We start from the raw sequence: 19,089 nt of genomic DNA on the forward strand, positions 1-19,089 counted from the left end.
CCGGCCCGCCCCCATCGACTCCTCGGAGGTTCCCCCATGGCGGTTCTGCCCGCCCGCGTCCTGTTCGGTGCCGCGTACTACCACGAGTACACGCCCGCCTACGACCCTGAACTGCGGCCCAACGAACGCCTGAAGACCGACCTCGACCTCATGGCGCAGGCGAACTTCACCGTGATCCGCGTGGGGGAGTCAGTCTGGTCGACCTGGGAGCCCGAGAACGGCCGCTTCGATCTCGACTGGCTCCAGCCGGTCCTCGACGGCGCCCACGAGCGCGGCATCTCCGTCATCCTCGGCACCCCGACCTACGCCGTTCCACCGTGGCTGGCCCGCCAGTACCCGGAGATCACCGGCGAACGCCGTACCGGCGAGCGCATCGGCTGGGGCGCCCGGCAGGAGGCGGACTTCACCCACCCCGCCTTCCGCTTCCACGCCGAGCGGATCATCCGGAAGATCGTCGCCCGGTACGCGGGCCATCCGGCGGTCATCGGCTGGCAGGTCGACAACGAACCCGGCCTGCACCTCTTCCACAACCACGGCGTCTTCCAGCGGTTCGTCGACCACCTGCGCGACAAGTACGGCGACGTCGAGACCCTCAACCGCGAGTGGGGGCTGGTGTACTGGTCGCACCGCCTGTCGACCTGGGCCGACCTGTGGACCCCGGACGGCAACGAACAGCCTCAATACGACGTCGCCTGGCGGGAGTTCCAGGCCCGCCAGGTCACCGAGTTCATCGGATGGCAGGCGGACATCGTCCGTGAGTACGCCAGGCCCGAGCACTTCGTCACCACGTGCATCTCCTACACCCGCCAGGGGGTGGCGGACGACGAGATGAGCGACCGCCTCGACATCGCCTCCGGCAACCCGTACTACGACATGCAGGACGGCCTGCGGCTGCCCGACCCCACACCCGACGAGCACGAGCAGGTCTGGAAGACCACCGGCGTGTGGTCGATGTACCAGACCGCCGACTGGATGTTCTCCTCCCGCCAGGAGCCCTTCCTCGTCACCGAGACCAACGCCAACTCCATCGGCTTCGCCTGGGACAACCGGCCCGGCTACGACGGCCAGTGGCGCCAGGCCGCATGGGCGCACGTGGCGCGCGGCGCCCGGATGATCGAGTACTGGCAGTGGCAGACCCTGCGGTTCGGCGCCGAGACCTACTGGGGCGGAGTCCTCCCGCACAGCGGCCGGCCCGGCCGCACCTACGCCGAAGTCGCGCAGTTGGGCGCGGAGTTCGCGAAGGCCGGACCGCTCGTCGCCGGACTCGAGCCGGATGCCGACATCACGATGGTCTACTCGATGCCGAGCAAGTGGCTGATGCAGAAGTACCCGCCGTTGTCCAAGCCGGACGGCTCGCCGGATCCTGCCGCCTACCACCGCCTCTTCGACCCCTTCTACCGGGGCGCCTTCGACGCCGGCCGCCAGGTACGGATCGTGCACGCCCGACAGCTGTACGAGCGGATGGCACCGGAAGAGGCCGCCCGCAGCCACCCCGTACTGGTGGTACCAGCGCTGTACATCGCCGCCGACGCCACCCTCGACTGGCTCGCCGCCTACGCGCACGCGGGCGGTCACCTGGTCCTCGGCCCGCGCACCGGCTACGCCGACCACGAGGCCCGGGCCCGTCACGAACCGGCGCCGGGACGGCTCGCAGAGGCCGCGGGGGTCCAGTACGACGAATTCAGCAACCTGGTGGGGACGGTCGCGGTCCGCGCCGTACCCGGTGGCCCGCTCCCGGTGCCCGCTCAGGCGACGGCGACGCACTGGGCCGAGGGCCTCACGGTCGTCGGCGCCGAAGCCCTCGCCTCGTACGAGCACCCGCACTTCGGGCGCTGGCCGGCCGTCACCACGCACCGCCACGGCGCCGGCCGGGTCACCTGCGTGGGCACCGTGCCGGACCGCCACCTCGCCAAAGCGCTGGCCGCCTGGATGGCTCCGGACCCACGGGGCGGGTGGCAGGAACTCCCCGAATCCGTGACAGCGACGACGGGCACGGCTCCCGACGGACGGCGCGTCCACATCGTGCACAACTGGAGCTGGCAGCCCACGCGGGCCCAGACCCCGGTGAATCTGGCCGACGTCCTGAACGGCGACCTCGTACCGGCCGGTGCCGCGGTGGACCTGGGCCCGTGGGACGTACGTGTCCTCGTCTCCGGCGACACCGACGGCGCGCCGGCCTCTGAAGCAACCGACCGATCCTGATCCATCCCCTGAGGAGGGGCCATGCAGAGAAGAAGGCTTGGACGAGCCCTCGGAACCTTCGCGGCGACATCCGCGATACTCGCGATACCCATGGTCAGTGCGCAGGCGTACAACCCGACCGGCGGAATCCTGTACCAACTCGGCAGCGACCCGTGCCTGAAGGGCCGGGGCAACTGCGCCGTCTACCCGAAGTCGGCCCAACTGCCCGGCGGGCGGCTGGTCGCGTCGTTCGAGAAGTCCACCGTCGTGCCGGCGTCGGGCAGCGCCGACGGGCAGACCCTGCCCGTCTACAAGAGCGACGACCACGGCACCAGCTGGCAGCCGCTGTCCGAGGTCAAGGCACCGGCGTACCTCTCCAAGGACCCCAAGTACGCCAAGTACACGAGCAATTGGACCAACCCGTACCTGTACGTACTCCCGCAGAGCGTCGGCGCGCTGAAGGCCGGCACCCTGCTCCTGGCGAGCGTCGTTTCCGGTGACGACTCCTACTACAAGGAGCACAAGGCGGCCGACCCGAGTTGGACGCCGAACAACGACGGCGACCGCGGCGACATGGCCATCGCCCTGTACTCCAGCACCGACCAGGGCAGCAGTTGGAAGGTCGTCAACGTTGTCTCTACCGCCGGCTGGCAGGGCGGCAGTGCGGGAGCGGTCGGGCAGAACATCGCGGCCGCCAACACGTACCAGCAGGTGGACCCGCTCTGGGAGCCGTACCTGATGGTCTACCAGGGCAAGCTGGTCTGCTACTACTCCGACGAGAACGACTACACCGGCTTCGACCCGGTCACCGGCGTCCCGAAGAAGGATCCCGCCAACGACACGGCGACCGACTCGCACGGCCAGATCCTCGTGCACCGCACCTGGGACGGCAGGAACGCCGCATGGAGCGACCCCGTCGTCGACATCTCCGGATCCGTCCAGGACCTGGGCGGTGGCAAGACCGAGATCGGCGGCGGCAGGCCGGGCATGACCAACATCGTCCGCACGACGGACGGCAGGTGGATGCTCACCTTCGAGTACTGGGGCGGCGGCGCCAACACCCGCTACGCCATCGCCGACGATCCGCTCACATTCTTCCGCGGCACCCAGACCGGCATGTCCGTCGGCTCCCTCCCGGTCGTCGCGGGGTCCCACCCGCTCGCGGGCGGCGGCAGCCCGGTCCTGATCCGGCTGCCCGACGGACGCCTGGTCTACAACGCGTCGAACAGCGGCGACGTGTGGGTCAACGAGAGCGGCCGCAGCGACGGCGTGTGGACGGAGTACCAGACCACCTCGCCGGCCGGCTACAGCCGCAACCTCCAGTACGTCGACGGCACCGGCCGCATCGCGATCCTCAACAACCAGGGCACCTCCACGATCGCCTACGCCGAGGTCGACCTCGGGGATTCGGCCGGCACCTACTACCGGCTCGTCAACCGCAGGACCGGCCAGGTGATCGGCACCGGCAACAAGACCAACGACGCGAACCTCGGGAACGGCGACGTGCCCGACGTAGCCCTGGAGGACGCCGGTGCCGCGGCGGACCAGGACACCCAGTACTGGCACGTCGTGACCGAACCGAACGGCGGCACAACCCTGCTGAACAAGTCGGGCGGCCGCGCGGCCGCCATCTGGACCGGCAACGCCACGGCCGGCCAGCGGATCGGCCAATGGGTCGACAACAGCTCGTCGGGCAGCTGGAACCTCGTCAAGACCTCCGACGGCTACTACCGGCTCCAGGCGGTCAAGAACACCACTCTCTATCTGACCGGAGCGTCCGCGGGAGCACCGCTGACCCTCCAGAGCGCCGCCGACGACGGCTCTCAGGACTGGAAGCTGGTCCGTTAGGTCACCGGAGGAACCTGGCCGGGTTCCGGCTCGATCGCCGGAACCCGGCCACGTCCGTTGCACATTCGGGTGCATGCGTGTTCAAGGCGGGGGTAGTCGGATGATCACCGGTCAGCGGGCAGGCTGACACGAGGCCGACACAGTGGGAGGGGCACATCATGGCGACGACGACCGTGCGGACCGCCGGACAGACGGTGACCATGCCGGAGATCACCGACCCGTCCCAGGTGGCTCCCAAGGACGCGCGGGAGTTGTCGAAGCTGTTCTTCGAGCAGCTCGCGGTGCTGGAGGAAGGCACGCCCGAGTACCAGTACGCGCGCAACACGCTGATCGAGATGAACATCTCCCTGGTCCGTTACGCGGCCGGCCGGTTCCGCAGTCGTGGCCAGGAGGAGATGGAGGACATCGTCCAGGTCGGCATGATCGGCCTGATCAAGGCGATCGACCGGTTCGAGCTGTCCCGCGAGGTGGAGTTCACCTCCTTCGCCGTCCCCTACATCGTCGGTGAGATCAAGCGGTTCTTCCGCGACACCTCCTGGGCCGTGCACGTGCCTCGCCGGTTGCAGGAGGCCCGCGTGCAACTGGCCCGCGCAACCGAGGAGTTGAGCAGCCGACTGGGCCGGACGCCGACCACCGGGGAACTGTCCGAGCTGATGAGTCTGCCCGAGGAGGAGATCGTCGAGGCCCGACTGGCCTCGAACGGCTACAAGTCGGCTTCTCTGGACGCGGCGATCGGCGGCAGTGAGGAGGGCGAGAGCGTCCTCGCGGACTTCATCGGCAACCAGGACCCGGCGCTCGGCCTGGTCGAGGATTTCCACGCCCTCGCACCCATGATCGCCGAACTCGACGAACGCGACCGCAAGATCATCCACTGGCGCTTCGTCGAGGAACTCACCCAGGCCCAGATCGCAGAACACCTCGGTGTCTCCCAGATGCACGTCTCCCGCCTGATCACCCGCCTTCTGACCCGCCTACGCGAAGGCATGCTCAGCAGCCACTGAACACAGAGGCGTGGCAGCGCGGGCGCCCCGTTCGTCACCGTGGGGCCGGGCCCGGACCGAGTCAAGGGGTGAGGGGTTCGAGCACCTGATTGTGGGTGTGCTGGTAGATCACAGAGGTCCGGAAGCCGACAACTTCGCGGCGCGCGGTGAACTTGTCCATCAGGAAGCCGTGGAGGTAGTCGATGCTGGGCACGGAGACGTGCACGATCATGTCGTCGCCGCCGGTGACGACGTAGACCGTGCTGACCTCGGGCAGGCCCGCCGCATAGGTCTTGAACGCCTCGATGACCGCCCGGCTGAGGGGCCGGATCTGGAAGTGGATGAGCGCTTGGACATGGCGGTTCAGGGCGGCGGGATCGACGGCGGCGTGGTAGCCGGTGATGACTCCGCGGGCACGTAGGGCGCGGATGCGTTCGAGGCAGGTCGACGGGGCGATGCCGAGCGTGCGGGCGAGGTCGCGGTTGGTCTGCCGCGCATCACGCTGCAGATGCCGGACGATCGCCGAATCAAGTTCGTCCATGCGGCGATTATGGCCGCCGTACCGAATTCCATTCGGCCCAGCGGCGCAACAGCTGTCGGAAGGGCTAGCTTCACGCCATGACAGCCGCACTTGAGGAAGCTCTGGCCCTCCAGGTCCCGGATCCTTCGCACGAGCTGGTACAGGTCGTGCGCGGCCGCCGCAGTGGCCTCGCGATCACCATCGCGGTCCACTCGACCGCGCTCGGCCCGGCCGCCGGCGGGTGCCGGATCGCTCACTACCCCGACCCCGCCGCCGCGGTCGCGGACGCGTTGCGGCTGGCGGAGGCGATGACCGAGAAGAACGCGCTGGCCGGTCTCGACCACGGCGGCGCAAAGTCGGTCGTCGCCCTCCCCGCCGCGACTCCTCCGACAGGCGTGGAGCGCACGGCGTTGCTCCACGACCTCGGCGACGCGATCGACTCGCTCGGCGGCCGCTACACCGCAGGCCCGGACGTGGGAAGCAGCCCGGCCGACATGTCCGTGATCGGCGAACGCACCACGCACGTGTGCTGCCGGCCCGTCGAGGACGGCGGCAGCGGTGACTCCTCCTTCCACACCGCGCGCGGGACCCTCGCGGCACTGGGCGCGGTGGCCGACGAGGCCTTCGGCTCACCGGAGCTCGCCGGCCGGTCCGTCGGGGTGATCGGCCTCGGTGCGGTCGGCGCCCACGTGGCCCGGCTCCTGTCCCGGGCCGGCGCGCGGCTCGTAGTGACGGACATCGACCCGGCCACCCGCAGCCTGGCCGAGGAGATGGGCGCACGCTGGGTGGATCCGGACCACGCACTCACCACGGAGGTCGGCATCCTCGTGCCGGCCGCTCTCGGCGGCCTACTTACCGCGCGCACGGTGCCACTGCTGCGGTGCGCAGCCGTCGCCGGCCCGGCCAACAACCAACTCGACAAACCGGCCACCGCCCGCCTCCTCGCCGCCCGCGGCATCCTCTGGGCACCGGACGTGGTCGTCAGCGCGGGAGGAGTCATCCACGCCACCGGGGTCGAACTGCGCGGAGAATCCGAGGAACAGCTGACCGAGCGTCTGGCCGGCATAGCAGCGACGCTCCGGCAGGTCTTCCACACGGCCCGGACCCACGGGACCACACCCGCCGAGGCGGCCACCGAACTGGCCGGGCAACGCGTTCGCACGGGCTACCGGGGAGAGATGACGACATGACGAACCGCTGGGTCGGAGTGACCATCGACTGCCTCGACGTGGAACGGATCGCGGGCTTCTGGAGCGCACTACTGGACCGCCCCCCAACGCCGTCCCGGCCCGGCTGGGTCTACCTCGGCAACTCCGGCGACCCACAGCCCCGGCTCACCTTCCAGCCCGTGACCGAGCCGAAGCGCACCAAGGTACGCCTGCACCTCGACGTCGCAGTCGACGACATCGACCGCGGCATCGCCCAGGTCGTCGCCCTCGGCGGCCGGTTCACCGGCGAACGGCACGACTACGACGAAGGCGTGGTCGTCGTGATGGCCGATCCCGAAGAGCACGCATTCTGCCTGGTCCAGTACTACTGATCCGCCCCATGCTCCGTCATGCCAACTGCCTCGGCCGACAGGGGACTTGGCCAACGAACGGCGGTGCTCGCGGCGCCTACTGGTACGCCTACTGGTAGCAGGGAGGCGCGCACTGGACGGTGACGGTGCCGTGCTGGTGGTCGGCCGCGGCCGGGATGGCGGGGACCTTGCTGGTTTCCCACGGCATCGGTGCCGCCATGGCGGGCGCGCCGAGGAAGCCCAGGGCGGTCGCTGCCAGGAACACCACGGTGATCGCCCGCTTGCGCACGTTCATTGTTCCCCCATGGTCGTGTCTGTCTGTGTTCCCACCCTCTACGGCGCCGTCATCGTCACGCTCTGGGGTGGTGCCGAGCGGGTGGCGATGACGGAGCAACAGCCGAGCACCAAGAGTGCGATCAGCGCAGCCTTGACGGCACGCCCCATGTCGTTCCCCCCGGTCGTCAACGGTTGCAAGAAGAGTGCCACCCACCTGCACGGGCCGCTATGTTTTCGATCCTCTTCGAAACGTCGTCCCGGTGCCGGCCAGCAGGTTCAGAGCCAGGGGCGTCGCCGTGTGCTCGACGTGCTTGCCGTCGCGCCTGCTGACGATGAGTCCAGCACCGCGCAGGACGCCTATCTGATAGCTCGCACTGGCCGGTGCGAGCCCGAGATCCCGCGCCAGGTCGGTGGTGGTACGAGTGCGATGACCGGCCACGTCGACCAGTACCGCGCTCCTCGTCCGGCCGAGCAAGCGTTCCAGCCGCTCCTCGCCGGCTCGCGCTATGTCGAGCGGCTGCTTCATGACGGGGTAGACAAGGACCGGATCGAGGCCGGGATCAGCAAGGGCGGTGGGTCTGCGCCAGCAGAAATACGACGGCACGAGCATCAGCCCCCGCCCGTCCAGCCGCAGCTCCCGGTCGACGGGATAGTCGACGTCCAGATACGGCGGGTTCCATCGCGCGAAGGGGCGCAGGCCCTCCAACAGGGCGGCGCTGCCTCCGCCGAGCACGGCGCGCGTGCGGACCGCGACGTCGTCGACCACAGCGGAACGGATGTGCCGCCAGTGGGGTTCCAGGAGCGTCCGGAACGAGTCCCGTAGAGCGTCGGAGACCACTTTGAGCGAGGCGACGGCCGGTTCGTGGGGGCCGCGCATCCACCCCGGCACCGGCCTTGTGTCGGCGAATCGCGTCAGTTCCGCGGCTAATCGGTCACGGGGCGTCGCCCGTAGCTCGTCGAGCCCCGCCTCCAGGCACTCGCCCGTGACCGAGGGCGTGAGGAAGTCGGGGATGTAGCCGGAGGCCGGGATGACGGTGCGCAGGGTGTGCAGTGCATGTGAGGCCCGTCGGTCCCGCGACAGCCGCCGACCTGTCTCGCGGCGCCAGTGCCCGAACTCCACGAGCCCCTGAGACGTCTGGAGGCGGCATACCGCGCACATCAACTCCCACAGGGGTTCGGGCTGCTGAGCGATCCGGATGTTCTCCAGATCGCGCCAGCCGAAGTGGATACGAAGCAAGTGGCTCCTTGTGAAGGGAGGTGTGGACCCCATAGATCCTGATGCAGTGGGTCGGGAGGGGAAAGCCGAGAGTTGGGAGAGGATGACCTTCTTGTCGATAAACTTTCGTTTATGAGTCCTGGTGGCGGATCCGGTGGCAAACGAGAACCGAGCTTCCACCAACTCCGACTCCTTCTCGTCCTCGCGCAGGAGCTTCACTTCGGGCGCGCCGCAGCGCGGGTCTACGTCACTCAGCCCGCCTTCAGCCAGCAGATCCGGTCGCTGGAACAGCGGCTCGGAGTCGTACTCGTCGAGCGCGGCGGCGGGAATGTGCGGCTCACCGCGGTCGGCCGGTCCATCGCCGAGGAGGCCGGGGCAGTGGTCGATGCCATGGCCCGGCTGCGCCAGGCGGCCGACCGTCATGCCGGCGCGGCGCGTGGACTCCTGAGGGTCGGCAGCCTCGGGGCCGAGGCGGCCATGCCCTACGCCCAGGCCATCCTCTCCCACCTTCGCGGAACGCATCCGGACCTCGAGATCGAGGTCCGCAATCTGACCTTCGTCGACATGTTCAGCACTCTGCTCACCGGGGAGGTCGACGCCGCCTTCCTTCGCGGTCCCCTGCCCGGCGGGATCCAGTCCGTTCAACTGGCCACCGAGACGCGGGTGGTGTGTCTGTCCGCCGACGACCCGCTCGCCGACCGGGACACCCTGACGCTCGGCGACCTCGCCGACCGTATGGTCGTCGACATGCCACCGGAAGTGCCCCGGTCATGGTGGAACCATCTGACCGTGAATCCCCGCCCCGACGGCACAACGGTCCGCTTCGGCCCTGTCGTCAGGGACACCGAGGCCATGGTCCTCGCCGTCACCCAAGGGAGGGCGATCACCTTCCTGCCCTCCGCGGCCCGCCGCCTGTACCCGCGTGCCGGCATCACCTACGTCGACTGCCCGGAGTTGGGTCTCTCGACGGCCGAACTCGCCTGGCTTCCGGACCACCGCAACGCACCGGCCGTCTCCGCCCTGCGTGAGGCAGCCCGCCGGACAGTCCGGCAGCCCGGAAGCGCGGCTCTCGACGGCGCGCCCGAGGGGTGACGAGAGTGGGTCGCCCGCGGAGACAGTCCAGGACATGAGAGGCGCCACGGCCCGATCCCGGGGAGGTGCCGCGGCGAGTTCGACGATCAGCCGTCCGCCGAGTTCTCTGCATGCCGACGGTTGAGCGTGACACGTAGGCAACTTACCGACGAGCGTGGGGATTTGATTGATCCGAGGTGGCCGTGCGCGTCGAGGGGCTTGACCGCAGTGAGTGGCATCGTTAACTTTCGACAGGTCCGCCACTTGGACAGTGTTCACGATATCGAACGGCACGGGTGACTGGTCGAGCCGTTGAGCGGTGGCCGGGCGAGACTCAGCACCTCCCGTGGAAAAGGCAAGCGGGTAGTCACCATTGACTGTGGGAGCGCTCCCATCGGATCCGTGCGGAGACGGAGCGGGACCAGCAGCCCAGAGGAGGAAACGTGACGCAGAGCCGCAATGAGCCTCTGAGCGGGGAGAAAAGATCGACGAGCCGGAGGACCGTCCTGGCGACCTTGGGTGCCTTGCCCGTCCTCACCGCCGCGCCGTCGGTCGCGCATGCCTCTGATGCGGGGGCCGCGACCGCTGCCGCCACAGCGGTCATCGACCCGTCGGCAACGCGGCAGACGATCCGTGGCTTCGGCGGCATGAGCCACGCGGCCTGGATCGGCGAACTCACGGCGGCCCAGCGGGACACGGCGTTCGGGATCGGAGACGGGAAGCTCGGGTTCTCCCTGCTGAGGATCCCGGTACCCGAGGACCGGGCGGCCTGGAACCGCGATCTGGCGACGGCGAAGCGCGCGGTCGAGCTCGGGGCCTCCGTCATCGCCTCGCCGTGGAATCCTCCCGCCTCCATGGTCGAGACCTTCGTCCGCGGCAGCCAGACCAACGCGCGACGCCTCAGGTACGACATGTACGGCGCCTACGCCCAGCACCTGAACGACTTCACCACCTACCTGCGGAACAACGGAGTGAATCTGTACGGCATATCCGTGCAGAACGAGCCCGATTACGCGCAGGACTGGACGTGGTGGACCCCCACCGAAATGGTTCGCTTCCTGCGGGAGAACGCCGGCTCCATCGGCACCAGGGTCATCGCGCCGGAGTCCTTCCAATACCTGAAGAACATGTCGGACCCGATCCTCAACGACTCGGTGGCGCTCGCCAACGTGGACGTCATCGGAGCCCACCTTTACGGCACGCCGTTCGCGAACTTCCCTTACCCCCTCTTCAAGCAGAAAGGCGCGGGCAAAGAACTCTGGATGACGGAGGTCTACTACCCCAACAGTTCGGATTCGGCGGACCTCTGGCCCCAGGCGCTCGACGTGGGGGAGCACATCCACCGCGCCATGGTGGACGCAGAGTTCCAGGCCTACATCTGGTGGTACATCCGGCGCAGCTACGGCCCCCTGCGCGAGGACGGCAAGATCAGCAAGCGCGGCGCCGCCATGGCGCACTTCGCCAGGTTCGTCCGACCCGGGTATGTGAGGGTCGAGGCGACGGCGAAGCCGGCAACGGACGTCTACGTCTCGGCGTACCGGGGCGGCGGCTCCACGGTCGTCGTCGCCGTCAACAAGGGGGCCGCCGCGGTGAGTCAGCAGTTCACCCTGGCGAACAGCGCCGGGCCCGGTGTCTCGTCCTGGCTGACCGATGCGAGCAGGAATGTCGCGTCCCAGGGGACGACCGCCGTATCGAACGGCTCCTTCACGGTCACGCTCCCCGCTCGAAGCATGATGACGTTCGTGATCCGCTGAACGCGGACTCCCGGTCCCGGCAGCGTTCGATGGACGACCGACTCGCGCGTCACGCAGTACAGGCGGCGGTATCAACCAAGGTGCCGCGCGAAGAAACGCAGCGTGCTGTCCATCTCGAACGCCGGGACCTCACCGTGCTTGCCGGGGTTGGCGTGCAGCGTCTTCTCGGTTGAGGTGAAGGCGTCGAACAGTGCCAGGCTCTGGGCCCGTGGCACTCGCTCATCGTCCCACTGCACGAGGAACTCCACCGGGACGGCAATCCGTGCGGCGGTCTTGGCTGACACCTCAGCACCGGCCAGGCCGAGCACTGCCGCCCGGATCCGAGGCTCGGCGGCAATGAGCGGGACGCCGAGCACGCAGCCCAGCGACACACCCCAGTAGCCAACCGGGCCAACGCCCACATGGCTGAGCTTCTGTACCGCGTTGAGGACTGTCTGCCATTCCGGCACAATCTGGCGGACAGCGAGCGCCTGGAAGCCGGCGATCAGTGGGGCAAGCCCCTCACCGGTGCCGAGCCGGGCCTCGTACTCGGTCGCAATCCGGGTGAACTCCTCATGTTCCGGCCGGTCACCGTGGCTGGGCGCATCGACAGCCACCACGGCGAAACCGCACTCGGCCACGAAACGGCGCGCACGGTCCACGATGTCAGGGGCCTTCTTGTGCTGACCGCCGCCGTGCCCCAATGCGACAAGGGAACGGGTTCCGTCGGCACCCCATGGAGTCCATAGCACGCCAGGGATGTCGCCGAGGAGAAAGTGCTGTTCGAGGACTCCGTCGGACGATGTCTCAGAGGTGAAGCGCATAGCGTTTCGAGCCTTTCGGGATGCCTGCTGCGGGCGCTTCTGTCGTACTCCGCCCAGGGAGCCGTTCTGCCGCTCCTGTTGAAGGAGGCTTGCAGTGACCAGGTTCCTGCACTACGGCGGCCGAGGGATCAGGCTGGGGACGGGCCTGTCGCCTGGCGGGTCTGCTGGACCAGCACGGTAGTGGCGCGTTCCAAGAGTTCACAGAGTGCGGTGTGTTCGGAGGGCGTGAACGCGTCGGAAAGCGCGCGCTCGAGGACGATCACCTCTTGGTAGGCGCGCTCCAGCACTGCCTGACCCTTGTCGGTCAGGGTGGCGATCTGCACCTTGGCGTGTACTGGGGATGCCTCGCGGCGGATGAGTTCCTTGCTCTCCATGTTGGTCAGCACACTGCTCATGCTCTGCTGCGTCACCCCGCAGCGGCGCGCCAGTTGGGCACCGGACAGGTCGCCTTGGCGTGAGAGGAACAGCAGCACGGTGTACTGCGTCATGGTCAGCCCGTAGATGCGCAGCACCGCCTCGTGATGCGCCATCAGTGCCTGCTCCGACCGCCTGATCCGGGTGCAGAGGTCATCCCCCACCGGTGCTTCCACGATGCGCTCCCACTCCGTTAACAACCTCATGTGTTGACTCAGGGACCTTATATACCTAGGGTCCTCGACTATAAGGATACTGAGTCAACACAAGGGGCTGTAACCGTGAAGGGTGTTCTTCTCGACGCCGCAGACCGCTACCGGATCGCTGACATCGACGAACCCACCCCCGGCCCCGGAGAGGTGGCGATCCGCGTCGCCTACGCCGGTATCCAATGGGGCGACACCATGGTCCGGGACGGCTATTTCCCCGTGCCGCGTCCCTTCGTCCCCGGGTTCGAGGCGTCGGGGCACATCATCGCGGTCGGCCAGGGCGTCGAGCCAAGCCGCGTCGGCGAGCCGGTTGCCGCACTGACCATGGGAGGCGCCTATGCCGAGGTGGTCGTAGCCCCAGCCGTGTTCGCGATGGACGTGGGCGACATCTCGCTACGGACGGCCGCAGGGATCGGATGGGGAGGACCGACCGCCTACGACCTGATCAACACCGCCGCACATGTTCGTCCCGGCGAGAGCGTGCTGATCCACGCCGCCGCCGGAGGGGTCGGCACGTTGGCCGCCCAGTTCGCTCGACTGGCCGGAGCCGGCCGGATCGTCGGCGTGGTCGGTAGTGCCGCCAGGGCCGCCTACGCCGCCCAGTTCGGTTACGACCAGATCCTGCTGCGGGACGAATTCCCGGCCGCACTCGGCGACGAGAAGTTCGACTCGATCCTCGACCCGGTCGGCGGACAGACCCGGCAGGCCGGCCTGGCACAGCTGGCCCCGCACGGCCGACTGGCGGCATACGGCAACCTCAGCACCTACGAACCGGTTCTGGTCGGCGCCAACGACCTCCTCACGCGCGGCACATCACTCGTGACGTACAGCAGCATCCTGCTCAGCCAGACCCACCCTGAGCGACTCGCCGACAGCGCCTCTCGCGCACTCGGCCTCGTTGCCGACGGCCGGGTACGTGTGGACATCACCGCCGAATACGACATGGCAGACCTGGCCAGTGCCGTACAGCGGCTCGCACAGGGCGCCACTCTGGGCAAGAGCATCCTTCGCGTCGCCTGACCAGAGATGCCGATCCGCATCCTGAGCGTGGGATGGCGCAGGAGGCTACGCCGATACGAGGCCGGTCCTCATCCCGGCTCAACGAGTTCCGGCTTGGTCGCCCATGGGAGACCGGGGCCAGGTGCTGACCGGGAGGGTGGTTCGGCCGCTGGTGAACGCCGATCCGTCGGCTGGACCAGTCCGCGTATTCTCCGCACATGGTTGATCAACGATCGGTCGACGTGGGCGGGGTCAGTCTGGCCTATCGGATATGGGGTCCTCCGGACGCTCCGCCGCTCGTCCTGTTGCACGCGCTGGGCGAAGATACCCGTGACTGGGAGGTGGTTGTGCCCGCCCTCGCTCGGAGCCGGCGAGTGTATGCCCTCGATCTTCGCGGTCATGGCCGAAGCGACTGGCCGGAGGACTACTCGCTCGAACTCATGCAGGCCGATGTGCTCCAGTTCCTGGACGCGCTGGGACTTGGCACAGTGGATCTGATCGGGCACTCCATGGGCGGGATCGTGGCCTACCTGCTCGCGGAGGACCATCCGCAGCGAGTGAGCCGGCTCGTCCTGGAGGACGTTCCCGTCCCGCGTCCCCGGGAGAAGACCACACCGACCAGGCCGGACGGCGTCCTGACCTTCGACTGGGAGATGGTGTCGGCCGTCAGGCGGCAGATCGACGTGCCCGACCCCAGGTGGCTGGAGCGACTCAGTCAGATCACGGCCAAGACCCTCGTCATCGCCGGCGGCCCACACAGCCACGTTCCGCAGAACGGCGTCGCCGAGCTCGCCAGCCGCATCCCCGGCGGGCGAGTGGTCACCATCCCGGTTGGACACCTGATCCACCACGCAGCGCCGGAGCTGTTCACCGAGGCGGTTTCGGCGTTTCTGCAGGAGGACTGTGACTGAGGAGTGGGCCCGTGCGGCCTTGGCTCATCCTGCGTTCACAGTGACTTGCGCACTGAGGTCCCGTACGCCGCGCTCGCCGAGCTGTACGGGGTCGGCCGCTCCACGTCACTGACTGCGGCGTCGTCGTCCCGGACCAGCCCGGTATGCGCCTGCGCCCGTGAACGGTGCCCCGGTCACGGAAACGCCTGTGACCGGGGCAAGGATCAGCTGTCGCGGAGGGGGCCGAGCGCCGCTAGTTCCGGTACCGGAACACGATCCGGCCGCGCGTCAGGTCGTACGGCGGGAGTTCCACCAGCACCCGGTCTTCCAGCATGATCTTGATGTAGTTCTTGCGGATCTTCCCGCTGATGTGCGCGAGCACCTGGTGGCCGTTCTCTAGCTCCACGGTGAACATGGCGCTGCGCAGGCACTCGATGACCCTGCCCTCGACTTCGATGACGTTCTTGTGCTTCGTCATCGCACCAGCTCCAGGTTGCTGCTCATCGGCTGGGCGCCGATGCTCTCGAACAGCGCCGTGGCCGCTTGGTTGGACTCCTGGACCTCGGCCCAGGCCGCGGCGAACCCGGAGCGGTGCAGCGTCCCCAGAGTGTGGGCCAGCAGTGCCCGCCCGATGCCGCGGCGCTGCACTTCGGACCGGACCGCGAGCAGCCCGATGCGCGGTTGCTTCACCGTCACCACCCGGATGAGACCCAGGTAGCGGTCGGGCGCCGCGGCCACCGCGTACTTCGACGGGTCGACGATGGTGTCGCCTCCGGGGCGGGGGATCACCTCCGCCGGCATGCACTGCCACCCGACGGTCGCCTCGACTTCGTCACGGATCGCGCGGTCCACCGCTCGCAGCAGGACCTCGTCCGCCTGCCCTGCGGGCACGATCGTCACGCCCGCAGGCGGCATGACTGCTTCGAGCCCGGTGACCCGCGGGTCGGTCGGCACGACGTACTCCCACTCGCGGCGCCGGACCGTGAAACCAGCCCGCCGCCAGCCGGCCCCCAGCTCTACGTCGGCTGCGTCGACCAGCGTGTACAGCGGCGTGGGCAGTTCCGCCAGCATCGCCTCGGCGAGCCGGTCGAAGATCGCGTCGTGCCAGGCGTCGATGCTGACGAACAAGCGTCCGTCGGGCCGGTGATGCGCATGCCCGCGGCCGACAACCAGGTCGTCATCCAGTGCATGCCATTGCCTGTCCGCGACGCGCGTGATCATCACCGCGTTCTGGCTCAGGCCAGATGTGAAAGGTGTTGTGTTCATCGGAGTCTCCTCCCAGGAGTGCCTCGATCTCAGGCGCTCCTGGCGACACCGAACGTCAGCCGCCGGACCGTGACGGGTTGAGGGAGCACCCATGGGTAACTGTGTTCACGGGTCTCACCTCCATACGACGACTTCACGGTCCATCAGGACCGTAGCAGCGGGGCGTCGCCTTCCTCCAACCCTTTTCTGCACAACTGGCCCTCGCCGACCAACTCGTCCGCGCCGTCGGCGACATGCTCACCCAAGAGACCCCCGTCCCACCGTCGGATTCCGATGAACTCCAGGGAGAAGAGAATGAACGGGTGACCTCTCCTGCGTTCGATGTGGAGTCCTTCCTCAGCCAGCCGCTGGAGGGCGGAGCCTTTTGGGTCCTGACCGCGCCGTGGGTCAGGCTTTTCGATCACGTCAGGTCAAACCCCCGGGTCGCCATCGTGGTCGACGCCTGCGACACCGCAACGGGTCTTGTCCAACAGGTGATTGCTCGCGGTGATGCCGAACTCGTGCCCTCGACGTACCGCGAGGCCGGCACAAGCTCATCCGCTACCTCGGAGCGGACGAGTCCCGCTGGGACGCACGCTTCGTTCACTACCTGTACGACGACCCCGGGGAGAGGGGAACGACGTGGTTGCGGCTGGTTCCCGACTCCCTCTCCGCACAGGACCTGAGCTATTCCGTCACCGCGTGAACGAGGTCGGCGTCGCCCCCGGCAGCCTTGGTGAGGCCGCTGAACGTCGCCCCTGGACGGGCACGCTCTGTGCGGAGAGCAAGTCAGGTCTGTAACTCCGTCAACGACTGTCGTCGTCTTCGGCCGGATCAGGGAACTCGGCCGCCACGACCGGAAGATGCCCTTCGCCAGCATCGCCAACCAGGTGCTTCTGACAGACCTGCCCCGCACCGTCAACCTGCCGGTTGCGTCGCGTGGCTCGATCAGGCGACGGGCTCCAACCGGACACAGCACCGGCCCGGGCTGGGCGCCAGTTGGGCCTCGTACCCGCTCTCGCCCAGCCCGCCAAGGACGCCGCGCAGCAGATGCAGGTTCATGCCGCAGACCGTCTGCGTGTACTCGCGGGCCAGGGAGTGGAAGGGGCAGTTGCCGAGCACGATGGCGCCTTCCTCGTGCTGCGGCTCGAACCCGTACTGCTCCAGCAGGGCGAAAAGACTTCCGCTGCCCGGCCCGCCCAACAGCGTGCCGAGCTCCTCGGCCCTGCGGTGCAGCACCTCCTGAACCGGCGCACCGGTTGCCGCGGATTCCTCCACGGACTGTGCCAGGAGCCGCCCGGCGAGTTCGTAGCGCCGGTCCGGCAGGCTGACCGCTATCTGTTTCGTCGAACGCCGGTACAGCTTGGCGGGTCGGCCCGCTCCCGGACCGGCCCGCCCGCTGCGCCGCTCGTAGACCACGTCGAGGAGGGACTCATCGGCCAGGCGGTCGAGATGGAACGCCGCGGTCTGCCGCGCCAGACCGAGTGCGGCGGCCGCCTCGTCCCGTCCGACCGGGCCGGGCTGGCGCACCACATGGTCGTACAGCCTCCTGCGCGTCGGCTCGTCCAGAGCGGCGATGGCGGAGACATCGGCGTCGCGTACTTCCTTCGGGTCGTCCACGAACACAGTGTAAAACCAACAGCCATTGACTAAAGAAACGACCGGCGCTTCTATAGGTAATGAGAGTTGTCGATAGAAGGAGAGACCCCTCATGACCTCCGCAACCACCCGCCCCACATCCCCCTCCACCCCGCGGCGTGCGCTGCTCGCCGATCCCGGCTATCAGGCGTTCGTGATCCTGCGCACCGCGTTCACGGTGGCGCCGATCCTGTTCGGGCTGGACAAGTTCGCCAACCTGCTCGTGGACTGGCCCGCCTACCTCGCGCCGTGGATCAACGACCTCGTTCCCGGCAGTGCCCAGGCAGCCATGTACGCCGTGGGCGTGATCGAAGTCGTCGCCGGCATCGCCGTGGGTCTTGCGCCCCGCTTCGGGGCCTGGTTGGTGGCCGGTTGGCTGGCCGGCATCATCGTCAACCTCCTGACGATCCCCGACTACTACGACATCGCCTTGCGCGACTTCGGCCTCCTGCTCGCCGCCGTCGCGCTCGCCCGCCTCGCCGAGCGCTACCACGGCAAGCGACAGCACTGAACCGGCGCGACCCACGCCGATTGCCTCCCGCGGGCGGCGCCTGCCAGGGTCGCCCGCCAAGGCTCGCGGCCGAAGCGCAATGCGGACCGAAAGGACCGGGGCTGTAAGGCGCACCGACGGCCGCCCGTCGCTCTGCGCTGCGCGACTTTCTGGTACGGCTGCGGCGATGGGGCAAATGGCCCGGTAAGACCGACGGGGCGGAGTAGTGGCCGGGGCGACGACCCGTATGGGCCCGGCTCTCTGCGGGAGCTGACGGGCACATCGTCACCGCGTTCGGGCAGCGTGGGCGGTACCGGTCCGGGCGTTCGGCCGCGCGTCACCTTGAGATGCGGGCTTCGATGCCGTCGAGCAGGAAGTCCAGGCCGATCCGGAAGGTGTGGTCGGCGTCCAGGTGGGCGGCGTCGTGCACCACGGTGGCCAGCGCGGGGAACCGGCCGGTGGCGAAGGTCCGCTCCAGATAGGGCCCGAGCGAGGCCTGCCAGCGTTTCTCGTCCATCCCGGTGGCCCGCTCGGCACGCCGTGCGGCGATCTCCCGTCGCACCGCGCCGATCACGTACGCGTTGACCGCGCCGACCACCGGCATGACGGCGTCCACGTCGACGTCGCCCAGTGCGGCCACCACGGTCTCCCCATTGGCCAGCGCGTTCGGCCCGAGCTGGGGTCGGCCACCGAGCAGATCGGCGAGCCATTCGTGCTCGTGAGCGGCGTGCCGAGTGGCTTCGGCAAGGGACCGGAGCATCTCCCGCCAGCTGTCTCCGGCGGGCCGGATCTCGGCGTGTACCGCGTCGACCATCAGGTCGAGCAACTCCTCCTTGCTGTCGATGTAGCTGTACAGCCGCATAGGCCCGACGCTCAGCGCGGTGGCGACCTTGCGCAGCGACACCGCCTCCAGGCCGTCCGCGTCGGCCAACTGAATCGCAGCCCGCACGATCCGCTCCCGGCTCAGTGCGGCCGGTACGGGGCGATTCGGTGGCTCTGGCCTCTCCCACACCAACATGCCGCTGACAATACATCG

The 19,089-nt window shown here is 68.4% G+C and carries 19 protein-coding genes; 10 read left to right on the forward strand and 9 right to left on the reverse strand.

The genetic code is table 11. From position 1 onward, the window contains the following. The first annotated feature begins 36 nt into the window (after positions 1-36). The 3 genes from ACIBJB_RS11810 to ACIBJB_RS11820 all read left to right on the forward strand — a co-directional run bounded on the left by ACIBJB_RS11810 (position 37) and on the right by ACIBJB_RS11820 (position 5,030). Entirely contained in the window at positions 37-2,202 is a 2,166-nt protein-coding gene (locus tag ACIBJB_RS11810; RefSeq protein ID WP_398929206.1) for a beta-galactosidase, read from the forward strand. A gap of 21 nt (positions 2,203-2,223) precedes the next feature. Further along, positions 2,224-4,029, forward strand: coding sequence for an RICIN domain-containing protein (locus ACIBJB_RS11815; protein WP_398929208.1), 1,806 nt, complete (start codon positions 2,224-2,226; stop codon positions 4,027-4,029). Between the two features lie 158 nt (positions 4,030-4,187). Further along, positions 4,188-5,030 carry an RNA polymerase sigma factor SigF gene (locus ACIBJB_RS11820; RefSeq protein ID WP_398929210.1) on the forward strand — a complete coding sequence of 281 codons (843 nt, stop codon included), beginning with the start codon at positions 4,188-4,190 and terminating at the stop codon, positions 5,028-5,030. 61 nt (positions 5,031-5,091) lie between these two features. Here the strand turns inward: ACIBJB_RS11820 and ACIBJB_RS11825 are convergent, their stop codons facing one another. After that, positions 5,092-5,550: an Lrp/AsnC family transcriptional regulator gene (locus ACIBJB_RS11825; protein WP_398929212.1), complete on the reverse strand. Its 459-nt coding sequence runs from the start codon at positions 5,548-5,550 to the stop codon at positions 5,092-5,094. A 77-nt stretch (positions 5,551-5,627) separates the two neighbouring features. On the opposite strand from ACIBJB_RS11825, the gene ACIBJB_RS11830 reads away from it, so the two are divergent. Both ACIBJB_RS11830 and ACIBJB_RS11835 read left to right on the forward strand, forming a co-directional pair. Continuing rightward, entirely contained in the window at positions 5,628-6,719 is a 1,092-nt protein-coding gene (locus ACIBJB_RS11830) for a Glu/Leu/Phe/Val dehydrogenase dimerization domain-containing protein (protein WP_398929214.1), read from the forward strand. Continuing rightward, a complete protein-coding gene (locus ACIBJB_RS11835; RefSeq protein ID WP_398929216.1) occupies positions 6,716-7,069 on the forward strand; it encodes a VOC family protein in 354 nt (117 codons plus the stop codon). The genes ACIBJB_RS11830 and ACIBJB_RS11835 overlap by 4 nt, the downstream gene beginning before the upstream one ends. An 88-nt stretch (positions 7,070-7,157) precedes the next feature. On the opposite strand, the gene ACIBJB_RS11840 is transcribed toward ACIBJB_RS11835, so the two are convergent. Both ACIBJB_RS11840 and ACIBJB_RS11845 read right to left on the reverse strand, forming a co-directional pair. Beyond that, complete coding sequence (locus ACIBJB_RS11840; protein WP_398929218.1) at positions 7,158-7,343, reverse strand: hypothetical protein; 186 nt, start codon at positions 7,341-7,343, stop codon at positions 7,158-7,160. Between the two features lie 207 nt (positions 7,344-7,550). Next, positions 7,551-8,561 (reverse strand): ArsR/SmtB family transcription factor, encoded by a 1,011-nt coding sequence (locus ACIBJB_RS11845; RefSeq protein ID WP_398929220.1) that lies wholly within the window; start codon positions 8,559-8,561, stop codon positions 7,551-7,553. Between the two features lie 111 nt (positions 8,562-8,672). Here ACIBJB_RS11845 and ACIBJB_RS11850 point away from each other — a divergent pair, with 111 nt between their 5' ends. Continuing rightward, positions 8,673-9,632 carry a LysR family transcriptional regulator gene (locus ACIBJB_RS11850; protein WP_398929222.1) on the forward strand — a complete coding sequence of 320 codons (960 nt, stop codon included), beginning with the start codon at positions 8,673-8,675 and terminating at the stop codon, positions 9,630-9,632. A gap of 422 nt (positions 9,633-10,054) precedes the next feature. Further along, positions 10,055-11,365, forward strand: a complete 1,311-nt coding sequence (locus ACIBJB_RS11855) for a glycoside hydrolase family 30 beta sandwich domain-containing protein (RefSeq protein WP_398929224.1) — start codon at positions 10,055-10,057, stop codon at positions 11,363-11,365. A 71-nt stretch (positions 11,366-11,436) separates the two neighbouring features. On the opposite strand, the gene ACIBJB_RS11860 is transcribed toward ACIBJB_RS11855, so the two are convergent. Both ACIBJB_RS11860 and ACIBJB_RS11865 read right to left on the reverse strand, forming a co-directional pair. After that, on the reverse strand, positions 11,437-12,168 hold the full coding sequence (locus tag ACIBJB_RS11860) for a dienelactone hydrolase family protein (protein ID WP_398929226.1): 732 nt from the start codon (positions 12,166-12,168) through the stop codon (positions 11,437-11,439). A gap of 128 nt (positions 12,169-12,296) precedes the next feature. Beyond that, positions 12,297-12,758, reverse strand: coding sequence for a MarR family winged helix-turn-helix transcriptional regulator (locus ACIBJB_RS11865; protein ID WP_398929228.1), 462 nt, complete (start codon positions 12,756-12,758; stop codon positions 12,297-12,299). 105 nt (positions 12,759-12,863) lie between these two features. Between ACIBJB_RS11865 and ACIBJB_RS11870 the strand changes: the two genes are divergently transcribed. Then, the gene (locus ACIBJB_RS11870; RefSeq protein WP_398929230.1) at positions 12,864-13,811 is read left to right on the forward strand and encodes a zinc-binding alcohol dehydrogenase family protein; all 948 of its coding nucleotides are present in this window, start codon (positions 12,864-12,866) and stop codon (positions 13,809-13,811) included. A gap of 197 nt (positions 13,812-14,008) precedes the next feature. After that, the gene (locus tag ACIBJB_RS11875) at positions 14,009-14,701 is read left to right on the forward strand and encodes an alpha/beta fold hydrolase (RefSeq protein WP_398929232.1); all 693 of its coding nucleotides are present in this window, start codon (positions 14,009-14,011) and stop codon (positions 14,699-14,701) included. Between the two features lie 232 nt (positions 14,702-14,933). Here the strand turns inward: ACIBJB_RS11875 and infA are convergent, their stop codons facing one another. The 3 genes from infA to ACIBJB_RS11890 all read right to left on the reverse strand — a co-directional run bounded on the left by infA (position 14,934) and on the right by ACIBJB_RS11890 (position 17,551). Beyond that, positions 14,934-15,158: a translation initiation factor IF-1 gene (gene infA / locus ACIBJB_RS11880; RefSeq protein ID WP_398929234.1), complete on the reverse strand. Its 225-nt coding sequence runs from the start codon at positions 15,156-15,158 to the stop codon at positions 14,934-14,936. Further along, positions 15,155-15,946 carry a GNAT family N-acetyltransferase gene (locus ACIBJB_RS11885; protein ID WP_398929236.1) on the reverse strand — a complete coding sequence of 264 codons (792 nt, stop codon included), beginning with the start codon at positions 15,944-15,946 and terminating at the stop codon, positions 15,155-15,157. The genes infA and ACIBJB_RS11885 overlap by 4 nt, the downstream gene beginning before the upstream one ends. Before the next feature lie 927 nt (positions 15,947-16,873). After that, positions 16,874-17,551 carry a helix-turn-helix transcriptional regulator gene (locus tag ACIBJB_RS11890; RefSeq protein WP_398929238.1) on the reverse strand — a complete coding sequence of 226 codons (678 nt, stop codon included), beginning with the start codon at positions 17,549-17,551 and terminating at the stop codon, positions 16,874-16,876. A gap of 85 nt (positions 17,552-17,636) precedes the next feature. On the opposite strand from ACIBJB_RS11890, the gene ACIBJB_RS11895 reads away from it, so the two are divergent. Next, positions 17,637-18,074, forward strand: coding sequence for a DoxX family protein (locus tag ACIBJB_RS11895; protein WP_398929240.1), 438 nt, complete (start codon positions 17,637-17,639; stop codon positions 18,072-18,074). 316 nt (positions 18,075-18,390) lie between these two features. Here ACIBJB_RS11895 and ACIBJB_RS11900 read toward each other — a convergent pair whose 3' ends face one another. Beyond that, positions 18,391-19,071 (reverse strand): TetR/AcrR family transcriptional regulator, encoded by a 681-nt coding sequence (locus ACIBJB_RS11900; RefSeq protein WP_398929242.1) that lies wholly within the window; start codon positions 19,069-19,071, stop codon positions 18,391-18,393. Positions 19,072-19,089: the final 18 nt, after the last annotated feature.

This window comes from Streptomyces sp. NPDC050759 (assembly GCF_044456945.1).
In the GTDB taxonomy this organism is placed as follows: domain Bacteria; phylum Actinomycetota; class Actinomycetes; order Streptomycetales; family Streptomycetaceae; genus Streptomyces.